At 36.3% G+C, this 20,496-nt stretch carries 20 protein-coding genes; 2 read left to right on the plus strand and 18 right to left on the minus strand.

Annotated elements, in window-relative coordinates; genetic code table 11:
* Positions 1-254: 254 nt before the first annotated feature.
* Together BM121_RS11815 and BM121_RS11820 are read right to left on the minus strand one after the other, a co-directional pair.
* Positions 255-1,916 carry a DAK2 domain-containing protein gene (locus BM121_RS11815; RefSeq protein WP_091483854.1) on the minus strand — a complete coding sequence of 554 codons (1,662 nt, stop codon included), beginning with the start codon at positions 1,914-1,916 and terminating at the stop codon, positions 255-257.
* A 70-nt stretch (positions 1,917-1,986) separates the two neighbouring features.
* The gene (locus BM121_RS11820) at positions 1,987-2,349 is read right to left on the minus strand and encodes an Asp23/Gls24 family envelope stress response protein (protein ID WP_091483855.1); all 363 of its coding nucleotides are present in this window, start codon (positions 2,347-2,349) and stop codon (positions 1,987-1,989) included.
* A gap of 478 nt (positions 2,350-2,827) precedes the next feature.
* Between BM121_RS11820 and rpmB the strand changes: the two genes are divergently transcribed.
* Entirely contained in the window at positions 2,828-3,016 is a 189-nt protein-coding gene (rpmB, locus tag BM121_RS11825; protein WP_091483856.1) for a 50S ribosomal protein L28, read from the plus strand.
* Positions 3,017-3,324: 308 nt separating this feature from the next.
* On the opposite strand, the gene spoVM is transcribed toward rpmB, so the two are convergent.
* The 14 genes from spoVM to BM121_RS11895 form a co-directional block, all read right to left on the minus strand.
* Positions 3,325-3,423 (minus strand): stage V sporulation protein SpoVM, encoded by a 99-nt coding sequence (gene spoVM, locus BM121_RS22685; RefSeq protein ID WP_083939039.1) that lies wholly within the window; start codon positions 3,421-3,423, stop codon positions 3,325-3,327.
* Between the two features lie 101 nt (positions 3,424-3,524).
* Positions 3,525-4,175: a thiamine diphosphokinase gene (locus BM121_RS11835; RefSeq protein ID WP_091483857.1), complete on the minus strand. Its 651-nt coding sequence runs from the start codon at positions 4,173-4,175 to the stop codon at positions 3,525-3,527.
* A gap of 654 nt (positions 4,176-4,829) precedes the next feature.
* On the minus strand, positions 4,830-5,477 hold the full coding sequence (gene rpe / locus BM121_RS11840) for a ribulose-phosphate 3-epimerase (RefSeq protein WP_091483858.1): 648 nt from the start codon (positions 5,475-5,477) through the stop codon (positions 4,830-4,832).
* A 1-nt stretch (position 5,478) separates the two neighbouring features.
* Positions 5,479-6,360: a ribosome small subunit-dependent GTPase A gene (gene rsgA / locus BM121_RS11845; RefSeq protein ID WP_091483859.1), complete on the minus strand. Its 882-nt coding sequence runs from the start codon at positions 6,358-6,360 to the stop codon at positions 5,479-5,481.
* Entirely contained in the window at positions 6,361-8,349 is a 1,989-nt protein-coding gene (gene pknB, locus BM121_RS11850) for a Stk1 family PASTA domain-containing Ser/Thr kinase (protein ID WP_091483860.1), read from the minus strand.
* Positions 8,343-9,092, minus strand: coding sequence for a Stp1/IreP family PP2C-type Ser/Thr phosphatase (locus BM121_RS11855; protein WP_091483861.1), 750 nt, complete (start codon positions 9,090-9,092; stop codon positions 8,343-8,345). Before BM121_RS11855 ends, pknB begins: the two co-directional genes overlap by 7 nt.
* Positions 9,093-9,112: 20 nt before the next feature.
* The gene (gene rsmB / locus BM121_RS11860; protein WP_091483862.1) at positions 9,113-10,468 is read right to left on the minus strand and encodes a 16S rRNA (cytosine(967)-C(5))-methyltransferase RsmB; all 1,356 of its coding nucleotides are present in this window, start codon (positions 10,466-10,468) and stop codon (positions 9,113-9,115) included.
* On the minus strand, positions 10,465-11,403 hold the full coding sequence (gene fmt, locus BM121_RS11865; protein WP_091483863.1) for a methionyl-tRNA formyltransferase: 939 nt from the start codon (positions 11,401-11,403) through the stop codon (positions 10,465-10,467). The genes rsmB and fmt overlap by 4 nt, the downstream gene beginning before the upstream one ends.
* 14 nt (positions 11,404-11,417) lie before the next feature.
* Positions 11,418-13,826 carry a primosomal protein N' gene (gene priA, locus BM121_RS11870; protein ID WP_091483864.1) on the minus strand — a complete coding sequence of 803 codons (2,409 nt, stop codon included), beginning with the start codon at positions 13,824-13,826 and terminating at the stop codon, positions 11,418-11,420.
* 2 nt (positions 13,827-13,828) lie between these two features.
* Positions 13,829-15,028: a bifunctional phosphopantothenoylcysteine decarboxylase/phosphopantothenate--cysteine ligase CoaBC gene (gene coaBC / locus BM121_RS11875; RefSeq protein ID WP_091483865.1), complete on the minus strand. Its 1,200-nt coding sequence runs from the start codon at positions 15,026-15,028 to the stop codon at positions 13,829-13,831.
* Between the two features lie 82 nt (positions 15,029-15,110).
* Entirely contained in the window at positions 15,111-15,326 is a 216-nt protein-coding gene (gene rpoZ / locus BM121_RS11880) for a DNA-directed RNA polymerase subunit omega (RefSeq protein ID WP_091483866.1), read from the minus strand.
* Positions 15,323-15,943, minus strand: coding sequence for a guanylate kinase (gmk, locus tag BM121_RS11885; RefSeq protein ID WP_091484084.1), 621 nt, complete (start codon positions 15,941-15,943; stop codon positions 15,323-15,325). Before gmk ends, rpoZ begins: the two co-directional genes overlap by 4 nt.
* A gap of 14 nt (positions 15,944-15,957) precedes the next feature.
* Positions 15,958-16,218 (minus strand): extracellular matrix/biofilm regulator RemA, encoded by a 261-nt coding sequence (remA, locus tag BM121_RS11890; protein WP_091483867.1) that lies wholly within the window; start codon positions 16,216-16,218, stop codon positions 15,958-15,960.
* Positions 16,219-16,250: 32 nt separating this feature from the next.
* Positions 16,251-17,129, minus strand: coding sequence for a YicC/YloC family endoribonuclease (locus tag BM121_RS11895; protein ID WP_091483868.1), 879 nt, complete (start codon positions 17,127-17,129; stop codon positions 16,251-16,253).
* A gap of 145 nt (positions 17,130-17,274) precedes the next feature.
* Here BM121_RS11895 and BM121_RS11900 point away from each other — a divergent pair, with 145 nt between their 5' ends.
* Complete coding sequence (locus BM121_RS11900) at positions 17,275-18,987, plus strand: Rqc2 family fibronectin-binding protein (protein ID WP_091483869.1); 1,713 nt, start codon at positions 17,275-17,277, stop codon at positions 18,985-18,987.
* A gap of 118 nt (positions 18,988-19,105) precedes the next feature.
* On the opposite strand, the gene BM121_RS11905 is transcribed toward BM121_RS11900, so the two are convergent.
* Together BM121_RS11905 and paiA are read right to left on the minus strand one after the other, a co-directional pair.
* Positions 19,106-19,804: a polysaccharide deacetylase family protein gene (locus BM121_RS11905; RefSeq protein WP_091483870.1), complete on the minus strand. Its 699-nt coding sequence runs from the start codon at positions 19,802-19,804 to the stop codon at positions 19,106-19,108.
* A 155-nt stretch (positions 19,805-19,959) separates the two neighbouring features.
* Positions 19,960-20,478: a spermidine/spermine N(1)-acetyltransferase gene (gene paiA / locus BM121_RS11910; RefSeq protein ID WP_091483871.1), complete on the minus strand. Its 519-nt coding sequence runs from the start codon at positions 20,476-20,478 to the stop codon at positions 19,960-19,962.
* Positions 20,479-20,496: the final 18 nt, after the last annotated feature.

Genomic DNA, 20,496 nt, shown 5'->3' on the forward strand with positions numbered 1-20,496 from the left:
ATGTCTGTAGTGAAGTAGCCTTCCATTCTTTCTTGTAGAGAGTGGTATATCACCGCTTCGGCATAATACTGCGCTTTTGCCCTTGGGTAAAAGCGCAGTATTTTTTCCGTAGCGTTGGACTAGCACTCATCTCCAACAAAATGGGAGGAAGAAACACAACGTTTACGTAGCAGTTTATGTTTTTTTGTGCTCTCATTGATATTCTTTGCTTTCATGGATAAAAAGCTCTATCGCCTTGGATAGAGCTTTTGGTTTTATTCAATAGAAAATATATAAGAATAGATCGGTTGTCTCCCATTATGAACTTCTACTTCTATATCTTCAAAATTCTCCTCTATAAAAGCAATGATTTCACTTTCTTCTTGATCAGATGTTTCTTCTCCACGAATAACAGTGACAATCTCATCTTCTTCTGCATTAATCAGTTCTGTTAATAATTCCTTAATAACGGTCATTTGATCAGCATTAGTTACTTTAATTTTCCCATCTGCAAGACCCATATAATGACCATTTTCTATCGTCATTCCGTCTATTTGTGTATCACGAACTGCATAGGTTACTTGACCAGTTTTTACTTCCTGGCTTGCATCAGTCATCGATTCTTTATTATCTTCTAAACTTGCTTCAGGATTATACGTTAACATGGCTGACATCCCCTGTGGAATTGTTTTCGTCGGCACAACTGCAACGTTAACCTCTGCTAATTCTGCCGCCTGTTCAGCAGCCATCACAATATTTTTGTTATTAGGTAAAATAATTACATTTTCGGCATTTGCTTCATCTACAGCATTCGCTAAATCCTGTGTACTTGGATTCATTGTTTGACCACCTTGAATCACAACGGTTGCTCCTAGGCTTTTAAATAATTCCGCTAGGCCGTCTCCCATTGCAACTGTCACAACTCCGAAAGGTTGTTTCGCTTTTGGCTTCTCCTCATTCTGATCAACAATGTTGGAATGTTGTTCTCTCATGTTTTCTACTTTTAAATTAATAAAGCTACCAAAACGTTGACCTAAATTGAAAATATCACCAGGGTATTCCGCATGAATATGAACTTTGACAATTTCGTCATCTGATACAACTAATAATGAGTCACCATGCTGGCTTAATTCTTCTCTAAAAGTTTCTTCATCATAGGGATGATCTTTCAGTTTATCGTCCTCAAAACGGACCATGAATTCCGTACAGTAACCATACTCAATTTCATCGGTACTCATATAGTCTTGTGCCAGTTTGTGATGTTCTGCACTGACAAGATCATCTAAATCCATTGTGTCTTGAGAGGATTCAGGTAGTTCCTCTCCTTTTAACGCTGCTAAAAATCCTTCATAGATAACGACTAATCCTTGTCCACCGCTATCTACTACTCCAACTTCTTTAAGTACTGGTAAAAGCTCCGGTGTTCTTTTTAAAGATTTTTTGGCTGCTTTTACTACTTGTTCCATAAAAGCAATAATATCCTGCTCTTCTTCTGCAATTGACTTTGCTTCAGCTGCTGTGTCTTTTGCAACAGTAAGAATTGTCCCTTCTACAGGTTTCATGACTGCTTTATATGCAGTATTCACACCGCTGTCAAGTGCTGTGACAAAACTTGCTATATCCAAACTAGTTTTACCTTCTAATCCTTTGGCAAAACCTCTGAATAATTGTGATAAGATAACACCTGAATTACCTCTTGCTCCCATTAGCAATCCTTTGGCAAATGCATTAGCTACTACTGCGACACTTTCATGATTTGCTTTTTTTACTTCACTTGCACCTGAGGTAATCGATAAATTCATATTTGTCCCTGTGTCCCCATCAGGTACTGGAAAGACATTTAAGGCATCTATTTTTTCTGCATTATTTGCTAAACTGTGCGCACCAGCTAACACCATATTAGCAAACAATGCACCATCTATATTTTTTTGCGTCACTTGATTGTTCCTCCCTCTGCTCCTTTTTCCGAAATAACAAAACGTACATTATATATCATAAAAAAATAAATTAATCTTGAATCACACGTACTCCTTGAATATAAATATTGATCGATTTGATTTTTAAACCGAGCGTTTTTTCAAGATTATATTTCACCTGTGATTGGACATTATGTGCAACTTCAGATATTTTTGTACCATAGCTTACAATGATATACATATCAATGTGCACATCTTCTTCATTTTGTCGAACAACAACACCTTTGGCGAAATTTTCTTTTCTAAGAATTTCCGCTATACCATCACGCAATTGTTTTTTGGAAGCCATACCAACAATGCCATAACATTCGATCGCAGCACCACCAGCTATAGTTGCTATTACTTCATTGGTAATAGTTACATGACCATCTTCTCTTTTTAATTCAATTGACATCTTTCATCCTCCTTCTTAACGAGTAAAAGAAAAAGTTCTATTCGCATTTAAACCATTTTATATTTTAGTATTGTTTTCATTACAAGAGAAATTAAGGGTATTCCATTATAGAATGTATGAAAATCGTGTGTATGTCAAGCAATTATAAGAAAAGTGCAATGTGCCCGTTTAGAAACGTAGCGACTGGAGCGAAGCAACTGAGATAAAGGAATCACGGTGAGTTTACGAACCGATGATGACTTATCGTAGGGCGTTTCGTGAAGTCGCCTAGTTTCTGGGCGCTCGGAGCTAGACAAATCCCCTGATTTCTTACCTTATAAGAAAAGCGCAATGTGCCCGTTTAGAAACGTAGCGATTGGACTGAATCAACTAAGAAAAACTTGTTCCTCATTACTTTTCCAATTTGAAATTGCAAAATAATAAAAACTATGATAAATTATATTAAGTATGGATTGAGTTAGTAGGAGGGAACGAAGTAATGGGACGTAAATGTGTAGTAACTGGTCGTAAAACGACTGCAGGTAATAACCGTTCACACGCTATGAATGCTAATAAGCGTAATTGGAAAGCAAACGTACAAAAAGTTAGAATCATGGTTGATGGCAAACCAAAACGTGTGTATGTTTCTGCTCGCGCGCTTAAATCAGGCAAAGTAGAACGCGTTTAATTTTATAATTAAGAAGAGAAAAGGCTCCTATTAATAAGGAGCCTTTTTCGTTTATCCAGGAAGTTTTATAATATGCTGCAAGTCAACAACGTGTAAAAACTGCCACGATCTCCAGCACCCATCGACAGGCGCGATTTCCCCAAAGCCCCTACATATTAAAGAAGACTTGCCGACTAACTGTGAGTCCCTTTGATACTAGAACTGCCTGTTCGTTGTGTCCATGGGTTAAAGCCATCCCGATCCGTAAACTCACCGTAATTCCTCAATCATTGGATGCTATGTTTCTATGCGGGTGCACTAGGCTTTTCTTATTTTTTTCCTGAACCTAACAATGCTCGAATGAAACCACCGATAAACCGTGGGAGCTTAATTGTATAAAATTTCATCATACCCCTCCTCTTCACCATGAAGACATAATCTCATCGTTATCATTTCAACATCTTGATTCTTATACAGCTTATGAGGATACATGACTATAATTGCATACCTTTCCATAATTCATAAGATTTTACGGATGATCCTCCTCCGTACTCTTTATCATTATTAATATGCCATCATTAAATAAAAAAGTACCTTGTTCGTTAATTAATTGATTTGATATACAACGAGTACTTCCCCATGTGACAGTATAATTATCTAACGGATAACAAAATCCATGTAAGGTAAGTCCCTTTACAATAGGGGTTAGAGGTATAAATGATACCAGTTCTGAGCTATTCGCCTGTACGTCGTACTCACCTGGCTTATAAATAGATAAAATATTTTTATGATCAATTATTTTTGCACTCACATTTTTCTCTATGAGGCGATAAAGCATTTGAATATTTGCCAATTCATGATCTAGCCTACCAGCGGTTACGCCAAATAGAAAAATAGAAGCAGGATGATAGGAAAGAGCTGCTTCCACCGCTAATTCTAAGTCTGTTTCATTTTTTTCAACGGGAAATTCGCGAAAGATATTTGCTTGCTGCTTAATAAGCTCTTTCTCCTCAAGATCAATCGAATCAAAGTCACCTATTGCAATATCAATCGGCAATTGATTCCTTAAAAGATATGAAGCACCTAAGTCTGCACCTATCCAAATATCGACATCATCCTGATAGGAAATTAACGAAGCTAATGCCTTTTCCGGCCCCCCGGCAACTATTCCAATATTCACGTCAAACAACAACCTTTCCTAATTAAGAAAAACCGAGCATAACCCACTCGGTCTTATTCACACTAGATACAAACTGCACAACAGTGAAAGTTAAGATTTGCTTTCTTCCGTTCTAATTATGGTTGACTGCTAATTCACCAGCTGCGGAAAAACACTCGCTTTCCGTGGGGAACGCTTCAGCCTCCTCGGAAGCCAAAAACCGCTTCCTGTGGGGTCTTCAGACTGTTCCTTTCCCACAGGAGTCTCGCATTTTTCCGCAGCCTAGAGTAGTATTTTTAATGAAGTGAGAAGAAAGCCAAAAGATATATTCCATGGATTTTATCCTTTCAATCATCAATGAATCCTTACCAGCGTAGGCAGAATACGCAGACTCCTGTGGGAACAGCACGGGCTGAAGATCCACTTGGTAAAGTGATTTTCTTTACCAAGTTAGCTGATGCCGTGCCCACTGCATAGAAGACACTGTGAAAACTTGGTTGAGCAGATGTCGCACTTGTGCCCTTGGGTAAAAGCGAAGTATTCTGCCGTAGCGTATTGCAGCAATCATCAAAATGCAGAATGGAAGGAAGTTCTTTATAAAGTTACTGCGCAGTTTATGTTTTATCTTCTCAATTATAAGCTTTCTTTATTTTTAGAAAGACGAACAATTTCGACTTAATTTCTGATTTTTTGAATAGCTGATGCCCGGTCTTTTTCATTAAATATGGCACTACCAGCTACCAATACATCTACACCTGCTTCTGCACATTGTTTCGCTGTATCTACGTTCACACCACCATCTACTTCGATTTCAAATGATAAACCTAGTTCTTCACGCCATTTTACAGCTTGTTTTACTTTATCTAACACTTCAGGTATAAAAACCTGTCCACCAAAACCAGGATTAACTGTCATAAATAGAACAAGATCCACATCTTTAATTATCGGTTTAATCATTTCTACCGGTGTTGCCGGATTAATGACAACACCAGGCTTAACACCAGCATCTTTAATCATATGTAAATTCCGGTGTAAATGGGTACATGCTTCAACATGAACTGTTAAGATATCTGCACCAGCCTCAGCAAAGTCATGAATGTAGCGATCAGGGTTTTCAATCATGAGATGTACATCAAGTGTTGCATCTGTAACAGGTCGAACAGCAGATAATACTAAAGGTCCTATCGTAATGTTTGGTACAAAATGTCCATCCATCACATCAATATGTATATAGTCTGCTCCCCCCTTTATTACATCTTCAATTTCTTCTTTTAAAATCCCAAAATCAGCTGATAAAATGGATGGTGCTATTTTCGTACTCATGTTAATACCTCGGCTTTCTATTTTTTATTTCTTCAACAAATTGCAAATAGTTTTTATAACGATCTTCTAAGATTTCCTTATGATCTAAAGCGTCTTTAACCGCACATTTAGGCTCTTTAATATGCATACAACCTCTGAATTTACACTGATCTTGTAAATTCACAAATTCCGGAAAACAACCTGGTAATTCTTCTAAATCAATTTCTTTAAAATCTAACGCACTAAACCCAGGGGTGTCAGCAATTAACCCTTGCTCAAATGGAATCAGTTCCATATGTCGAGTGGTATGCTTACCTCTGCCTAAACTTTCTGAAATATCGTCTGTTTCCAACTGTAAACCAGGTATAATTCTGTTTAAAATGGAGGTCTTTCCAACACCTGATTGCCCTGCAAAAACAGATACTTTATTATTTAAATACACTGATAACTGATGATTCACTTCCTTATCTTTAGTAGAAAGAAACTCCACTGTATAGCCGATCTTTTTATAATAAGCTAGCTTCTCTTTAATAAGTACAGCTTCTTGATCAGTCAGTAAATCCATCTTAGTAAAAAACAATAATGGTTCGATCGCTTTGGACTCAACCAATACGAGAAACTTATCTAAAAGATTAAGACTTAAATCCGGTTCTTTGACTGAGGTGACAATAATTGCCTGATCAACATTAGCTATCGGCGGGCGTGTTAGTTGATTATCACGTTCTTCTATAGCTAAAATATAGCCTTCTCTTTTGTCTCGATATTCGAAATCAACATAATCACCAACAAGAGGGGTGATCTTCTTTTGGCGAAAAATCCCTCTTCCACGGCATTGGACAAGACCACCTTCATATTGCACATAATAAAAACCACTTATAGCCTTGACAATTTTACCTTTTGGCATTTACTCACCCTCTACATCTTCATATGATATTGTTTTTTCAATGATGATTTCATCATCTCTGATCACCTTATAAGTTGCTTCTTCATCAGGTTCAATCGTCAGCTCGATCGAAAATGTTGTATCTTCGGTAATCTTTTCTGCATCTTGATATAATTCAGAAATATTGTTATTCATATCTTCTACATAAATACTAATTTCTTGAGGTTCTTGTTCATCTGTTTCCTCATCAGGTTCACCAGTATATGGTACGGTAAATGATTCCGTATGAGTCATTTGTTTTTTCGGTTCTGGTCCTAAGGATACCGTTAGCTCTACAACTTCTCCCTTTTCAAGCTCTTCATTCGCAGATGGACTCTGTTCAACAACATATCCTTCTTCCACATTTTCATGGTTTACTTCGTTAATATCGGCGGAAAGGCCCTTATCTTTTAAATATTCTGTTGCTTCATCCACATGCAAACCGTTCAATCTATTTAATGTTATTTTTTCCGGTCCTTTACTAATCTCAAAAATCACATTTGTATCTCGTGGTACTACTTCTAATCCTGGAGCAGGTTGAATTTGTTCAATAATTTCTCCTATAGGTTGATCCGAAAATTCTTCATAAAACTTTACATCTTTAAAGTCGGCATCCTGAAGTATCCCTTCAATACGCTCGTAGTCACTTCCTACATAATCATCGAATTCAACCGTTTCGGGCCCTGAACTGACATAAACAGTAATATCTTTACCTTCTTTTACTGTCTCATCGGGACTCGGATAAGTTTCGATCACGTAGTTTTCTTCCACTTCTTCATCGTGATCTTCTTCTTTAATTACATTCAATTTTAAATCTTCTAACTCTTGCAGTGCCTCTTCATAACTTACACCTGAGACATCAGGAATCACAACATCTTTCGGTTGAAATAAACTAGGCAACACAAATAATGCTAGTAAAATGGCCCCGAACAAGATTACAAATAAACTTGTTACCCATATAAACGTCTTTTTACGCTTCTTCTTTTTCTTTTCTTTTGGTTTTTCTTGTTCTTTACCATTGGTTACAGTTGTCGCCTCTTCATCAACAGGATTGTTCTTTATACTACTTTCATCCTTCACTATCGGAATAGCTTTTGTAATTGTATCGTCGTCTGATTCTGGAGGTTCAAATCTTGCTACATGTAATCGGTTCGGGTCTAGTGCATGTGTTAAGTTGTCTTCCATTTCATAAACTTCCTGAAAACGATGAAAAGGATCTTTTGTTGTTGACTTCAATACAATATTTTCAACTGATTGAGGAATCCTTGGGTTAAATGCCTTCACTGACGGAGTTTCAGATTGTAAATGTTTAAGTGCAATCGAAACTGCTGATTGCCCTGAAAATGGCAGCTGACCCGTTAATAATTCAAATAATACAATTCCTAAAGAATATATATCTGATTTACGATTGGCTTTCCCGCCTCGTGCTTGTTCCGGTGATAAATAATGCACAGATCCCAGCATAGAATTGGTTTGCGTAAGAGCTGTTGCACTTAATGCAATTGCAATACCGAAATCTGTTACCTTAATTTGGCCATAAGGATCAATTAAAATGTTTTGCGGCTTGATATCACGGTGAATTAAGCCATTTTCATGCGCATGTGTGATAGCAGAAGTAACTTGCGTCATAATTTCTATGACTTCCTCTACTTCTATCGGTGCATGTAATTGTATGTATTGCTTTAACGTCATCCCATCTACGTATTCCATTACCATATAATATATCTGATCTTCTTCTCCAACATCAAAGATATTGACGATATTCGGATGTGATAAGCTTGTAGCTGCCTGTGCTTCCCGATGAAATCTTGTAATGAATTCCTCATCATTTGCATACTCTAAACGTAATACTTTAATAGCTACTTGTCTCTCTAGAATGCTGTCATTTCCTAGATAGACATTAGCCATTCCACCGCCACCAATTAATTTAATAATCTCGTACCGTTCATTTAATACTTGTCCTTCTAGCATGGTGGCTCACCAACTTTTTCGTGCTGATTTATAATTGCTAGAGTGATGTTGTCTTCTCCTCCACGTTCATTAGCTAAATTTATTAATGTTTGGCTTACTTCATCATCATCTGTTTGCATAATAATATGATGTAATTCCTCATCTGTAATTTTGTTTGTTAATCCATCAGAACAAATTAATAATCGCTTAAAATCATTCCAATCTGAATGAAAAATATCTGGTTCTAAATCTAGTTCCGTGCCTAGAGCTTTTAAAATAACATTCCTTTTTGGGTGCACTTGCGCATCTGCTTCTGATAATTGTCCAGTACGGACTAACTCACCTACTAGGGAATGGTCATCAGTTACTTGTTTCCAAGTCGATTGATTAAATAAGTATGCACGGCTGTCCCCAATATGGCCGATTACAAGCTCTTGTGCAGTACAAACAGCTACCACAATGGTAGTTCCCATTCCTTGGCAAGCACTGTCAGACTGTGCTTTATTATATATCAAGTTATTTACTTCCTTAATAGAATCTGCTAACCAATTTTCGATATTTAACTTTTCTAAAGGTTCATCCAATTCAGACCACATTTTTTCTACTTGTTCAATGGTAAGTTTACTAGCCACATCTCCTGCTTGATGTCCACCCATACCATCGGCTACCACTGCAAGCAGCGCATTATCCCGAGGGAAAACAGCTACAGCATCTTCATTTAGTTTACGGATCTTACCTTTGTCGGATTGATATACATATTTCATTTCAACACCTCTTCTCCCAATCAACTATCTCTTACTAGTCTTGTCATGAAAAAGCCATCACTATTAATATCTTGAGGGAAAATCTGAATACCGAACTCACTTCTACCACTACTATCCTTCAATATTGCCGGCAGTTCATCAAAAAATGTAGGGTCTACTCGATAATCTGGATGTTTTTCAACGAAGTCCTTGATAACTTCTTCATTTTCCTCTTGATCAACTGTACAAGTGCTATACATCAGTTTGCCTTCGTTTTTCAACAATGGTTCTATATGGTGCAGAATTTCCTTTTGAATAATTGACAGCTTAACTATGTCTTCTTTGGTTTTATTATATTTTATATCAGGCTTACTTCGAAGTACACCAAGACCTGAACAAGGTGCATCAATTAGTATTCGATCAAACGATTGTTTAGCGTGTTTTTCCTGGAGTTTCCTTGCATCAGATTGAGCTGATTGAATGGATGTTAGTCCTAGTTCTTTAGCTTTTTTTCTGACTAGTTCTGCTTTTTTATCGTGCAGATCATATGCACTTACTTTCCCGTTATCATTCATTTTTTCTGCAATATGTGTTGCTTTGCCTCCAGGTGCACTACACGCATCAAGCACAGCCATCCCTTCCTTTAAGTCCATTAATTCTGCAACTAACATAGAGCTTTCATCTTGAATGGTAAATAAAGATTCTTGAAACGTTTCATCTCTTAAAATATTTCCTTCTTCAATCACTAGGCCTTGCTCAGAAAAAGGCGATAAGCTGGCTTTTATATGACTGGTTTCCAACCTGGATAATAATTGCTCCCTTGTGATCCGAAGCGGCTGTACACGAATGGATACTTTTTTATGTGTAATATTAGTTTGACACATTTTTTCAGTTTTTCCGATTCCATATTGCTCATTCCAACGCTTTACTAACCAAAGCGGATGACTGGTTTCAATACTAACTCGTTTCACCGGATCACTTATCTCCTGATAATCAGGAAAACCCTCTCGTTGTACCGAACGTAAAATACCATTGACAAAGTTAGCAATTCCTTTATGCCCTTTTCGCTTCGCAATTTCAACGGACTGATGAATCACAGCATGATCTGGCACCTTGTCCAAATACTTCATTTGATAGAAGGATAAATAAAGTAACCAATTCACCCATTTATCGATCTTTTTGTTAGATCTAATAAAAGAGTTTAGGTCATATTCTAGCGTAATCTTTCTTTGTAGTGTACCGTATACGATTTCTGTAAGTAATCCACCATCTCTTGGTTCAAGCTGATTTTTTTTGAGCATTTGATCAATAACTAAATGACTATATCCACCTTGATCACTTATTCGCATTAAAAGATCAAGTGCTATGTTTCTAATATTGTAAGTTTGTTTTGTCATTCGCCTAGTTTCTCTCCTACTGACATATTACTTCCAACACCGCGAAGAAAATCTGCTGTCATCATTTTTTTCTTTCCTGCTGGTTGTACTTCTGTTAATTCTATTGATTTTTGGTCACCCGTCGCAACAATGATACCTTCTTCACTGGTGTCAATTACTGTACCAGCTGACTCGTTTGTTACTTTGTTCGTTTTTGTTGCTTGATATACCTTCATTACTTTATCACGCCATGTTGTGAATGCAACTGGCCATGGATGTAATCCTCGAATACGGTTATAAACAACTTGTTGTGGTTGACTCCAATCAATTTTTTCCTGATCACGAGTAATATTTGGTGCAAAAGTTGCCTGTGTGTCATCTTGTGGCGTTCGTTTGGCATCACCAGAAAGTATAGAAGGAATCGTTGTTAATAATAAATCTGCTCCGACTTCTGATAACTTATCGTGTAATTGTTCTACATCATCATTGTCTTCGATAACGACTTCGTTCTGACTAATAATATCTCCAGCATCTAACTTTTCTGCCATATACATAATTGAGATGCCTGTTTTTTCGTGTCCCTCAAGAATCGCATAATGAATCGGTGCGCCTCCTCTTAGTTTCGGTAATAAAGAAGCATGAACATTAATACAACCAAATGTTGGGATGTCTAGTAACCCTTTTGGAAGCAATTGTCCAAAGGCAGCAGTGACGATGAGATCAGGGTTTTGCTTCTTAATTTCTTCATAATCATCTTTAATTTTCTCTGGCTGAAATACGGGGATTTTATACTTCTCAGCTGCCACTTTTACTGGTGGTGGTGTCAGGACTTTTTTGCGACCACGAGGGCGATCAGGCTGTGTTACCACTAAATTTATTTGGTATCCTTCCGTAATCAATTGCTCTAATACAGGTACAGCAAAATCTGGTGTTCCCATAAAAATGATTTTCTTCATTTGAAAAACTCCTCTTACATTAATGAATATGGTTCAAAATCAACTTGTATTGTTAAATCATGTCGTTGAATGTCATCATAATAATGCGTTTGTATTTTGCGAATAATCTCTCTTTGATTAGGTTCATCCTTATATTTTACCATGCACTGGTAGCGATATCTATTATTTATGCGAACCATTGGTGAAGGAGTTGGTCCTAAAATAGTAGCTTGATCTGATAAATATTTAAATAACAGCTTGCAAATTGTTTTAGTAACTTCTTGTACCTTCCACTGATTCGGGTGTGACACTGTAATTAATGTTAAATAATAATAAGGTGGATAATGAAAGCTTTTACGCGTCTCCATTTCCTGTAGGAAGAACCGTTGATAATCATATCGACTGGCTAATTGTACACTGTAATGTTCTGGGGTGTATGTCTGAATAATAACTTCACCGGGTAAACGATGTCTCCCAGCTCTTCCACTAACTTGTGTCATCAGTTGGAAAGTTTTTTCAGCAGACCTGAAATCCGGTAAATGTAACATAGCATCAACAGCCAAAACACCTACAAGCGTAACATTTTCAAAATCCAATCCCTTTGCGATCATTTGTGTACCTAATAAAATATTGGCTTTTCCATTACCAAATTGATCTAAAAGTTTTTTATGAGATCCCTTTCGCCTTGTTGTATCTACATCCATTCGGATTAAGCTTGCCTCAGGAATATGTTCTTTTAATGCCTCTTCGACTTTTTGGGTTCCTGTTCCGAAATAACGGATTGTTTTACTACCACATGCATCACATTCTTTCACCATAGGTATTTGATAATCACAATAATGGCATTTTAATTGGTGAGAGCTTTTATGAAATGTCAAGGCAATATCACAATTCGGACATTTCATGACATCTCCACATTCACGACACATGACAAAGGTGGAATATCCTCTTCTATTTAAAAATAAAACAACTTGCTGATTCTGGTCAATCCTCTCTTTAATCGCATCAAGTAATTTTCGTGAAAACATTGTACGGTTTCCTGCATACAATTCGTCACGCATATCAACAATATCAACTGGTGGCATCGTTGCTTCATTCATTCGCTCGGGCATATCCAGTAAGTGGTAAACACCTTTTTGGGCTCTGGCATACGATTCCAACATTGGTGTCGCACTCCCTAAGATAACTGGACAGTTATGATAAGCACCTCGTTTTTTGGCAACTTCACGCGCGTGATATCGTGGCTGTTCATCCTGTTTATAACTGGTTTCATGTTCTTCATCAATGATGATAATTCCAATGTTCTCAAATGGGGCAAAAATTGCCGACCTTGCTCCTACGACTACTTTCACTTCTTTTTTATGGATTTTGGTCCACTCATCAAATTTCTCGCCTGGTGATAATGCACTATGTAAAACCGCCACTTCTGACCCAAATCTTCCTTTAAACCGTTGCACCATCTGTGGTGTAAGTGCAATTTCAGGAACTAATACAATTGCTTCTTTTCCTTGATTTAAAACCTTTTCTATCGCTTGTAAATAGACTTCTGTTTTCCCGCTACCTGTAACACCATGCAACAGAAATACTTCATTCGAATTCTCTTCAATAGATTGCCAAATCGGTTCAATCGCTTGTTGTTGCTGCTTATTTAAAGGTAATGGCTGTGTTCTTTCAAATTCGTTGTCTTGAAATGGGTCTCGATACACTTTCTTTTCTATTTTCTTTAACAGTTTTTTCTCTACTAATTGATTAATGGTAGCCGTTGTAGTTTTCAAATCTGTTAAAAGTTCTTTCTGCTCAATAGGATCAGGACTTTGAATAAAATAGTCAATGATCTGCTTTTGTTTTTTCGCCCGGTTGGATATATCTTCTAGTGCTTCCTCTAATAAGTATGTCTCATTATTCGGTGCAATAAACAGTTTTGTTTTCTTCGTTTCTTTTGATTTAACAATATAATTGATTTGAACATGACCGTTCCGTACTTCTTTTAATAGTAGATTGTAGTCACCGTTTCTTTCGATATATTCATCATAATCGATAACGGCTCTACCTGCAAAAAGCTTTTGTAATTCATTAGGTAATTCGTACTCGGTTAATGATTCAATTTCTTTTTTGTATTTTGCTTTTAAGATTTGTGGCAACATCGCTTGGAATGTTTGGATATAAAAACTGACGGTTTGCTCACTAATCCATTTGCCTAGATGTAGTAATTCTTCCGTTAAGACCGGTGTAAGGTCCATCACTTCCTCAATAGGCTTAAGTTTATCAAAATCAGAATGATCAACAAGGTCTAATACAAATCCCATGACTTTTCGGGGGCCGAACGGAAGCGATACACGCATACCTTTTTGTACAAGATTCTCCATTTCCTCTGGAATCAAATAATCGAACGTATGATTTGTCTGATTTGTTGGGACATCCACAATTACTTTAGCAACTCGCATACTTAATCCTTCCTTAATTCATAATCAATTAGTTGAATAATCTGTTTGGCAATGTTCCTTTTGCTGTTTTGTTCGATTGCCTGTTCTTTCCCATCTCTTGTCATAAATAATACCTCATTTTGATCGGAATCAAATCCAATATCTTTACGACTGACATCATTTAATACAATCGCATCTAAATTTTTCTTTTCTAGCTTTTTTCTGCCATACTCTTTGACATCCTGTGTTTCCGCTGCAAAACCAACTAAAAATTGCTTTTTTTTATGCTGGCCAAGATAATGCAAAATGTCCCTGGTTCGTTCCATTTCAACTGTTAACGGCCCTTGTTGCTTTTTCATTTTATGGTTGTTTCTCGATGCCGGACGGTAATCTGCTACCGCAGCGGTCTTAATAATAATATCCATGTTTTCATAGTGCTTTGTCACTTGTTCAAACATTTCATCAGCACTGCTGACTTCGATCGTAGTGACATTTTGCGGAGGGGTTAAGGTGGTAGGTCCTGTTATTAAGACTACTTCCGCACCGTTTTCCATTGCTGCTTGTGCTAGTGCATATCCCATTTTTCCTGAAGAATAATTGGTAAAAAAACGAACCGGGTCTAACGCTTCTCTCGTTGGTCCCGCTGTAATTAATACTTTTTTATCCTTCCATTGACTTGTTCGATTTGTGTCCATTTCAAGCAGTTCGACGATATTTTCCGGTTCTTCCAGACGACCTTTACCAATATAACCACAGGCAAGGTAGCCATCCCCCGGTTCGATAAATCGATACCCCCAGCTTTCAAGCGTGTGCAGATTCTGAATTACTGCTGGGTGTTGATACATATGAACATTCATAGCAGGTGCGACATAAACAGATGCTTGAGTAGCTAATAAGGTAGTTGTTAACATGTCATCTGCAATACCATTGGCTATTTTACCGATAATATTAGCCGTAGCAGGTGCCAGTAACACTAAGTCGGCCCAATCCGCCAAATCAATATGAGCTATTTTGGCCGGATTCTTTTCATCAAACGTATCCGTATATACTGGGTTTCTTGATATTGCTTGAAAAGTTAGAGGCGTAACAAATTCTTTAGCGTGGTCAGTCATGACTACTTTCACATCAGCTCCTGCCTGCGTTAACTTACTTGTTAATGCAACTGCTTTATACACAGCAATACCACCAGAAACACCCAGAAGCACTTTCTTTCCGTTTAACATATCGGTAACCCCTTTCTTGATATAGAAGAAACCCCCGCAAGCAGAAGCAATGCGAGGGAGTCTCTTCTATTCATCATCCATATTATTCTTTCATCATCTTATATTCAGGATCTACGATTAATGTTTCTTCTAAGATTTCCTCCAAAGCAATCCCCACGTAAGTTGCTGCTTTTGGTGATTCTACTTGATGTATTTTAGTATCCTGAATTTGTCGTGCTCTTTTGGCTGCAAGAGTTACTAATGTATATTTGGAATTAATTTTTGTTTGCAATTTATCAATTGACGGTTCCAAAATCATTTTTCATCCACCTCCAATAATGCTTTGTATTGTTTTGCTACTCTTTCACGCTTACAATGTTCACTTTGTACAATGGCTTGAACTTTCTTGACAGCTTCATTTATATTATCATTTACTACAACATAATCATATTTATCCATCATTTCAATTTCATTTCGTGCTTCTTTTAGCCGGTTCATGATGAGGTCTTCTGTTTCAGTCCCACGGTCAATAATTCGATTTTTTAATTCTTCCAAGCTAGGCGGAATCAAAAAAATAAATACACCTTGTGGAAAGTTTTCTTTGACTTGTAAAGCACCTTGCACTTCAATCTCTAGAAAGACATCGTGACCTTTTTCAATTGTATCTTCTACATACTGTTTGGGTGTGCCGTAATAGTTTCCCACATATTCTGCATATTCCAGCATTTTCTTCTCATTAATCATTTGTTCAAATTGGTCATGTGTGCGATAAAAATAATCGACACCTTCTTGTTCTCCTTCGCGTATCGCTCTCGTTGTCATGGAAATAGAATATTTTAAGTTCGTGTCTTGTTCAAATAACGCTTTTCGTACTGTTCCTTTTCCAACTCCAGATGGACCAGATAGGATAAACAGTATACCTTTCTCTTCAATCAACATAGCTCCTCCTACTACTCTTCATTTATTTCATCATGACTAATCACTCGTTGACCGACAGTTTCTGGCTGAACAGCTGACAACACTACATAGTCACTGTCTGTAATAATAACCGCTCTTGTTCTTCTGCCATATGTAGCGTCTACCAGTTTATTATTATCTCTCGCAACTGTAATGATACGTTTAATTGGAGCAGATTCTGGTGATACAATAGAAATAATTCTATTTGCAGACACCACGTTTCCAAAACCTATATTAATTAACTTCAAACTCATCTCGAGCTCCCCCTTAAATTGTAAAGAACAACTTATTCTACATTTTGTATTTGTTCTTTCATTTTTTCTGCTTCACTTTTCAAATAAACAATTTGCTCACTGATCCATGTATCATTTGATTTAGAACCTATTGTGTTCAACTCTCTGTTTATTTCCTGAACAATAAAATCTAATTTTCTACCAACCGGATCAGTTTCTTCCATAATTTGTTGAAATTGCTTAATATGACTATTTATTCTTGTTAGCTCTTCGGAAATATCACCTTTTTCTGCAAGCAGCGCGACTTCCTGATAGAGTTTTGAATCGTCGGAAACAGACGTATTTTCAAGATATCTGTTAATACGTTCAAGAATTCGCTCTTGATACTCTATTATAACAATCTTTCGTCTTTCACCCAACTGTTTTATATTATCTTGTATATTTTCTGTCCTAATGAGGAGATCTTTTCTTAATTCTTTGCCCTCTATTGTTCGCATTTGATTAGCGCTGTTGACCGCTTTTAACAGTGTATTTTTTACATAGGTTTCTGTATTATTGCTTATTTCTTCTTTTTCTTCAATGTGAAATATATCGGGAAACTGGCTGATCATATCCATTGAAATTTCTCCTGAAAGCTGGTATTTCGTTTGTAATTGTTTTAAATGATCAACATATTGATCCACTAAATCCCAATCTGTTTGTAATTGTTTACGATGCGTATATGTACCTGAGATATAGATTGATACACTGATTTTTCCACGTTTGATCTTATCTTGAATTATTTTTTTCAATTGATCTTCGATAGGTAATAAAAATTTAGGCATATGAAAAGTAATGTCGAGATAACGATGATTAACCGCCTTCATCTCTGCATTAATTTCCAGCTGATCATTTCGAAATTCTTCTCTTCCAAAACCAGTCATGCTTAACATATTTCATATCCCTTCTATATTAAACAGTATAAACACTACTTTCTAACCATAATCATCATATCAAAAATTCTAATCATTAGCCAAATAATTCTTGCATTCTTTTTACTATAAAAAAATGGTATAATGAAATAATGAGGTGATTTAAATGGTATTTGATGGAATTGTAACTCGTGCAATTACACACGAACTCCATAATGAGATGGCATCAGGACGTGCATTAAAAATATATCAGCCTACGGATACTGAACTATTATTTACTATAAGAAAATTTGGTACAAATAAACAGCTTTTAATTAGTGCTCATTCTAGTTATGCCAGAATTCATTTTACAACAGATACATACGAAAATCCTGCAGAACCTTCTATGTACTGTATGATGCTTCGCAAGTATTTAAATGGGAGCTTTATCGAATCGGTTGAACAAGTAGAAAATGAACGAATAATCCATATTCACTTCCAGACCAAGAACGAATTGGGAGATAAAAGTACCAAAACATTGATTGTAGAACTGATGGGAAAACACAGTAATATCATTTTAGTTGATCGTGATCGTCAAGTTATTCTTGAAAGTATTAAACATGTATCAAGTGCACAAAACCGCCACCGTTCCATTTTACCTGGGAGTAAGTACGTGGAACCGCCTGATCAAGGTAAATACAATCCGTTAACCATTGACGGAGATACATTTATTCGGAAATTGGATTTCAATGCAGGGAAACTCGATCAGCAAATCGTGAATATGTATATGGGTATTTCTCCTGTTTTGGCTAAGGAAATTGTAGCGCAAGCGGGAATTGGTAGAACAGACGCTTATAAAGAAGCCTTTACTAACATTCAACAGCAGATAGTAGAGCATGATTATAAACCTTTTACATCCAAGGATAAAAAAGAAAGTTTTTATGTTTTACCTTTATCGACCAAAGACGGCGTAAAAGAATATTTTAATTCTGTCAGCACCATGTTGGATATGTTCTATTCTGGTAAGGCTGAACGTGATCGAGTCAAGCAAAAAGCCGGAGACTTATTACGATTCTTAGCTAATGAACAAAAGAAAAATAAACGTAAATTAGTGAAATTGGATAAAACATTGGAACAAGCGAAGGATGCGGATCACTACCAAAGAGACGGTGAATTATTAACGGCTCATATGCATTTAGTTAAAAAAGGGGACAAAGAAGTCGAAGTAGTCGATTATTATGACCCTGATCAAACGAAAAGAATAATATCTTTAAATGAGAATAAAACTCCAAGTGAAAATGCGCAGGCTCTTTTCAAAAGGTATCACAAATTAAAAACGTCAAAACAAATGGTAGAGGAAGAAAAAAAGAAAACGTATCAGGAAATGGAATATTTAGATGAAATTATCGAACAAATTGATTCTGCCAGAGAACAAGATATTGAGGAAATACGCGAGGAATTACAGGAACAAGGGTATTTAAAGAAAAAGCAAACCAAAACAAAGAAAAAGAAGAAAGTGACGAAACCAGTTCCGGAAACATTTTACGCTACAGATGGAACGGAAATCTTGGTGGGAAAAAATAATAAACAAAATGAACATTTGACTAATCGATTGGCGCGCAAGGATGAAATATGGTTGCATACGAAAAACATCCCCGGTTCACACGTAGTAATTCGTTCAACAGAACCTAGTGAAGAAACATTATTGGAGGCCGCTCAACTCGCTGCCAATTTCAGTAAGTCGAAACACTCTTCTTCTGTTCCGGTCGACTACACATTAATCAGACATGTAAAAAAACCCAATGGTGCGAAGCCAGGTTTTGTTACCTATGACAATCAAAAAACACTTTTCGTAACGCCAGATCAAAGCTATTCAAAAAAATTAAAAACAAAACCATAAAATAACACGCTCGGTCAATTGACTGAGCGTGTTATTTTAGATGGTATACAATTTACTTATACTTCCTTCGATATTCAAGGTCTCATTCCATTTAATTGATGTTGGTTTGTCTAGCAGTTTATATATCTTGTAATTCATTGACCGTTATAAACTGATACTCTCTCTGAGATAATGCTTCTAAAATACCTTCAACGGATTTGAGCTCTTTTCCTGTATCATCATACATGGGATGCATAAGTATAATGGATCCCGGCTCAATACTTTCTACCACGTAATTTACTTTATCATCAGCTTCTTCATAAGAACTGTCTGGCTCAAGATTCCACATAATCGTTTCTATATTATTTTTATGCAAATACCATGGCAAAGCTATGATTTTCTTTCCATTCGGTGGTCGAAAATCAATTTGCCCTTTATAACCAATTTCTCTAATTAATTGATTTGTCTTTTCAATTTCATTTTTAATAAACGATGGAGATTTGAAAATCATTCGATTATGTGAATAAGTATGGTTTGCAACCTGATGCCCAGCTTGTACAATTGCTTCAGCCTCTTTTGGAAACTCTTCTATATATTCTCCAATCAGAAAAAATGTTGCTTTAGCATTATACTTTTCTAACAACGATAGAATCTCATTAACATTTTTAGTAGGACCATCATCAAAGGTAATTGCTACAACTTTTTCTTTTGTTTCAACTTTAGCAGTCAAATCACCAAATAACTGAAAGCTTCTAGAATTCATTAATTGATAACTCCCAAATACCATGGAAACAAAACAAATGACAATGATAGCAAATGTAATTATTCCTTTTTTCATTACCATAACCTTCTTTTCTTCAAAGTAATCAATAACTTGAATAGCTAGTGCTTCAACACAGAACATTAAGTAGGATATATACAGCAAGACTCTAATTCAAGAAATGGTATAGAGTCCTTCACCAGCCGATTACAAGTTCATGTATATTTGATTATTCACTCGAGAGTTTTGGTCATTATAATGTCCGTTTGTTCTTCATCCCCCATATAAAAAGAGTGGGATCCTGTTTGAACAAACGACATTTTCTTATAAAAAGCGATGGCGTTGTCATTTTTTTCCCATACACCTAGCCAAATTTTCTTTTTATTATTTTCCACTGCAATGTCTTTTGCTTTAGTAAGCAGAACTTTACCAAGTCCATGTTTTTGAAATTTGTTCTTTATATATATCCTCTCAATTTCAAGAGTTTCATCTCCTGTTTCTTCAGACTGAGCATCATTGGTATTGATCTTTAGATATCCTGCGACTTCATTATTAAAATAAACAAAAAAGAATTGCGAAAACATATTGGATAATTCTTTTTCTAATTGTTTTAAGTTAAATGCTCCGTCCAAATAAGCATTCATATTATCGGTTGAATTCTGATGTTTAAATGTTTCCTTAAATGTTTCATAACTAATTTCTTGAAGATTGCATTTATCTTCAAGGGTACACTTTTTTATACTTATCGCCATTTAAATATGTCACACCTT

The sequence above is a fragment of the Gracilibacillus orientalis genome (genome assembly GCF_900114645.1).
Lineage (GTDB): Bacteria > Bacillota > Bacilli > Bacillales > Amphibacillaceae > Gracilibacillus > Gracilibacillus orientalis.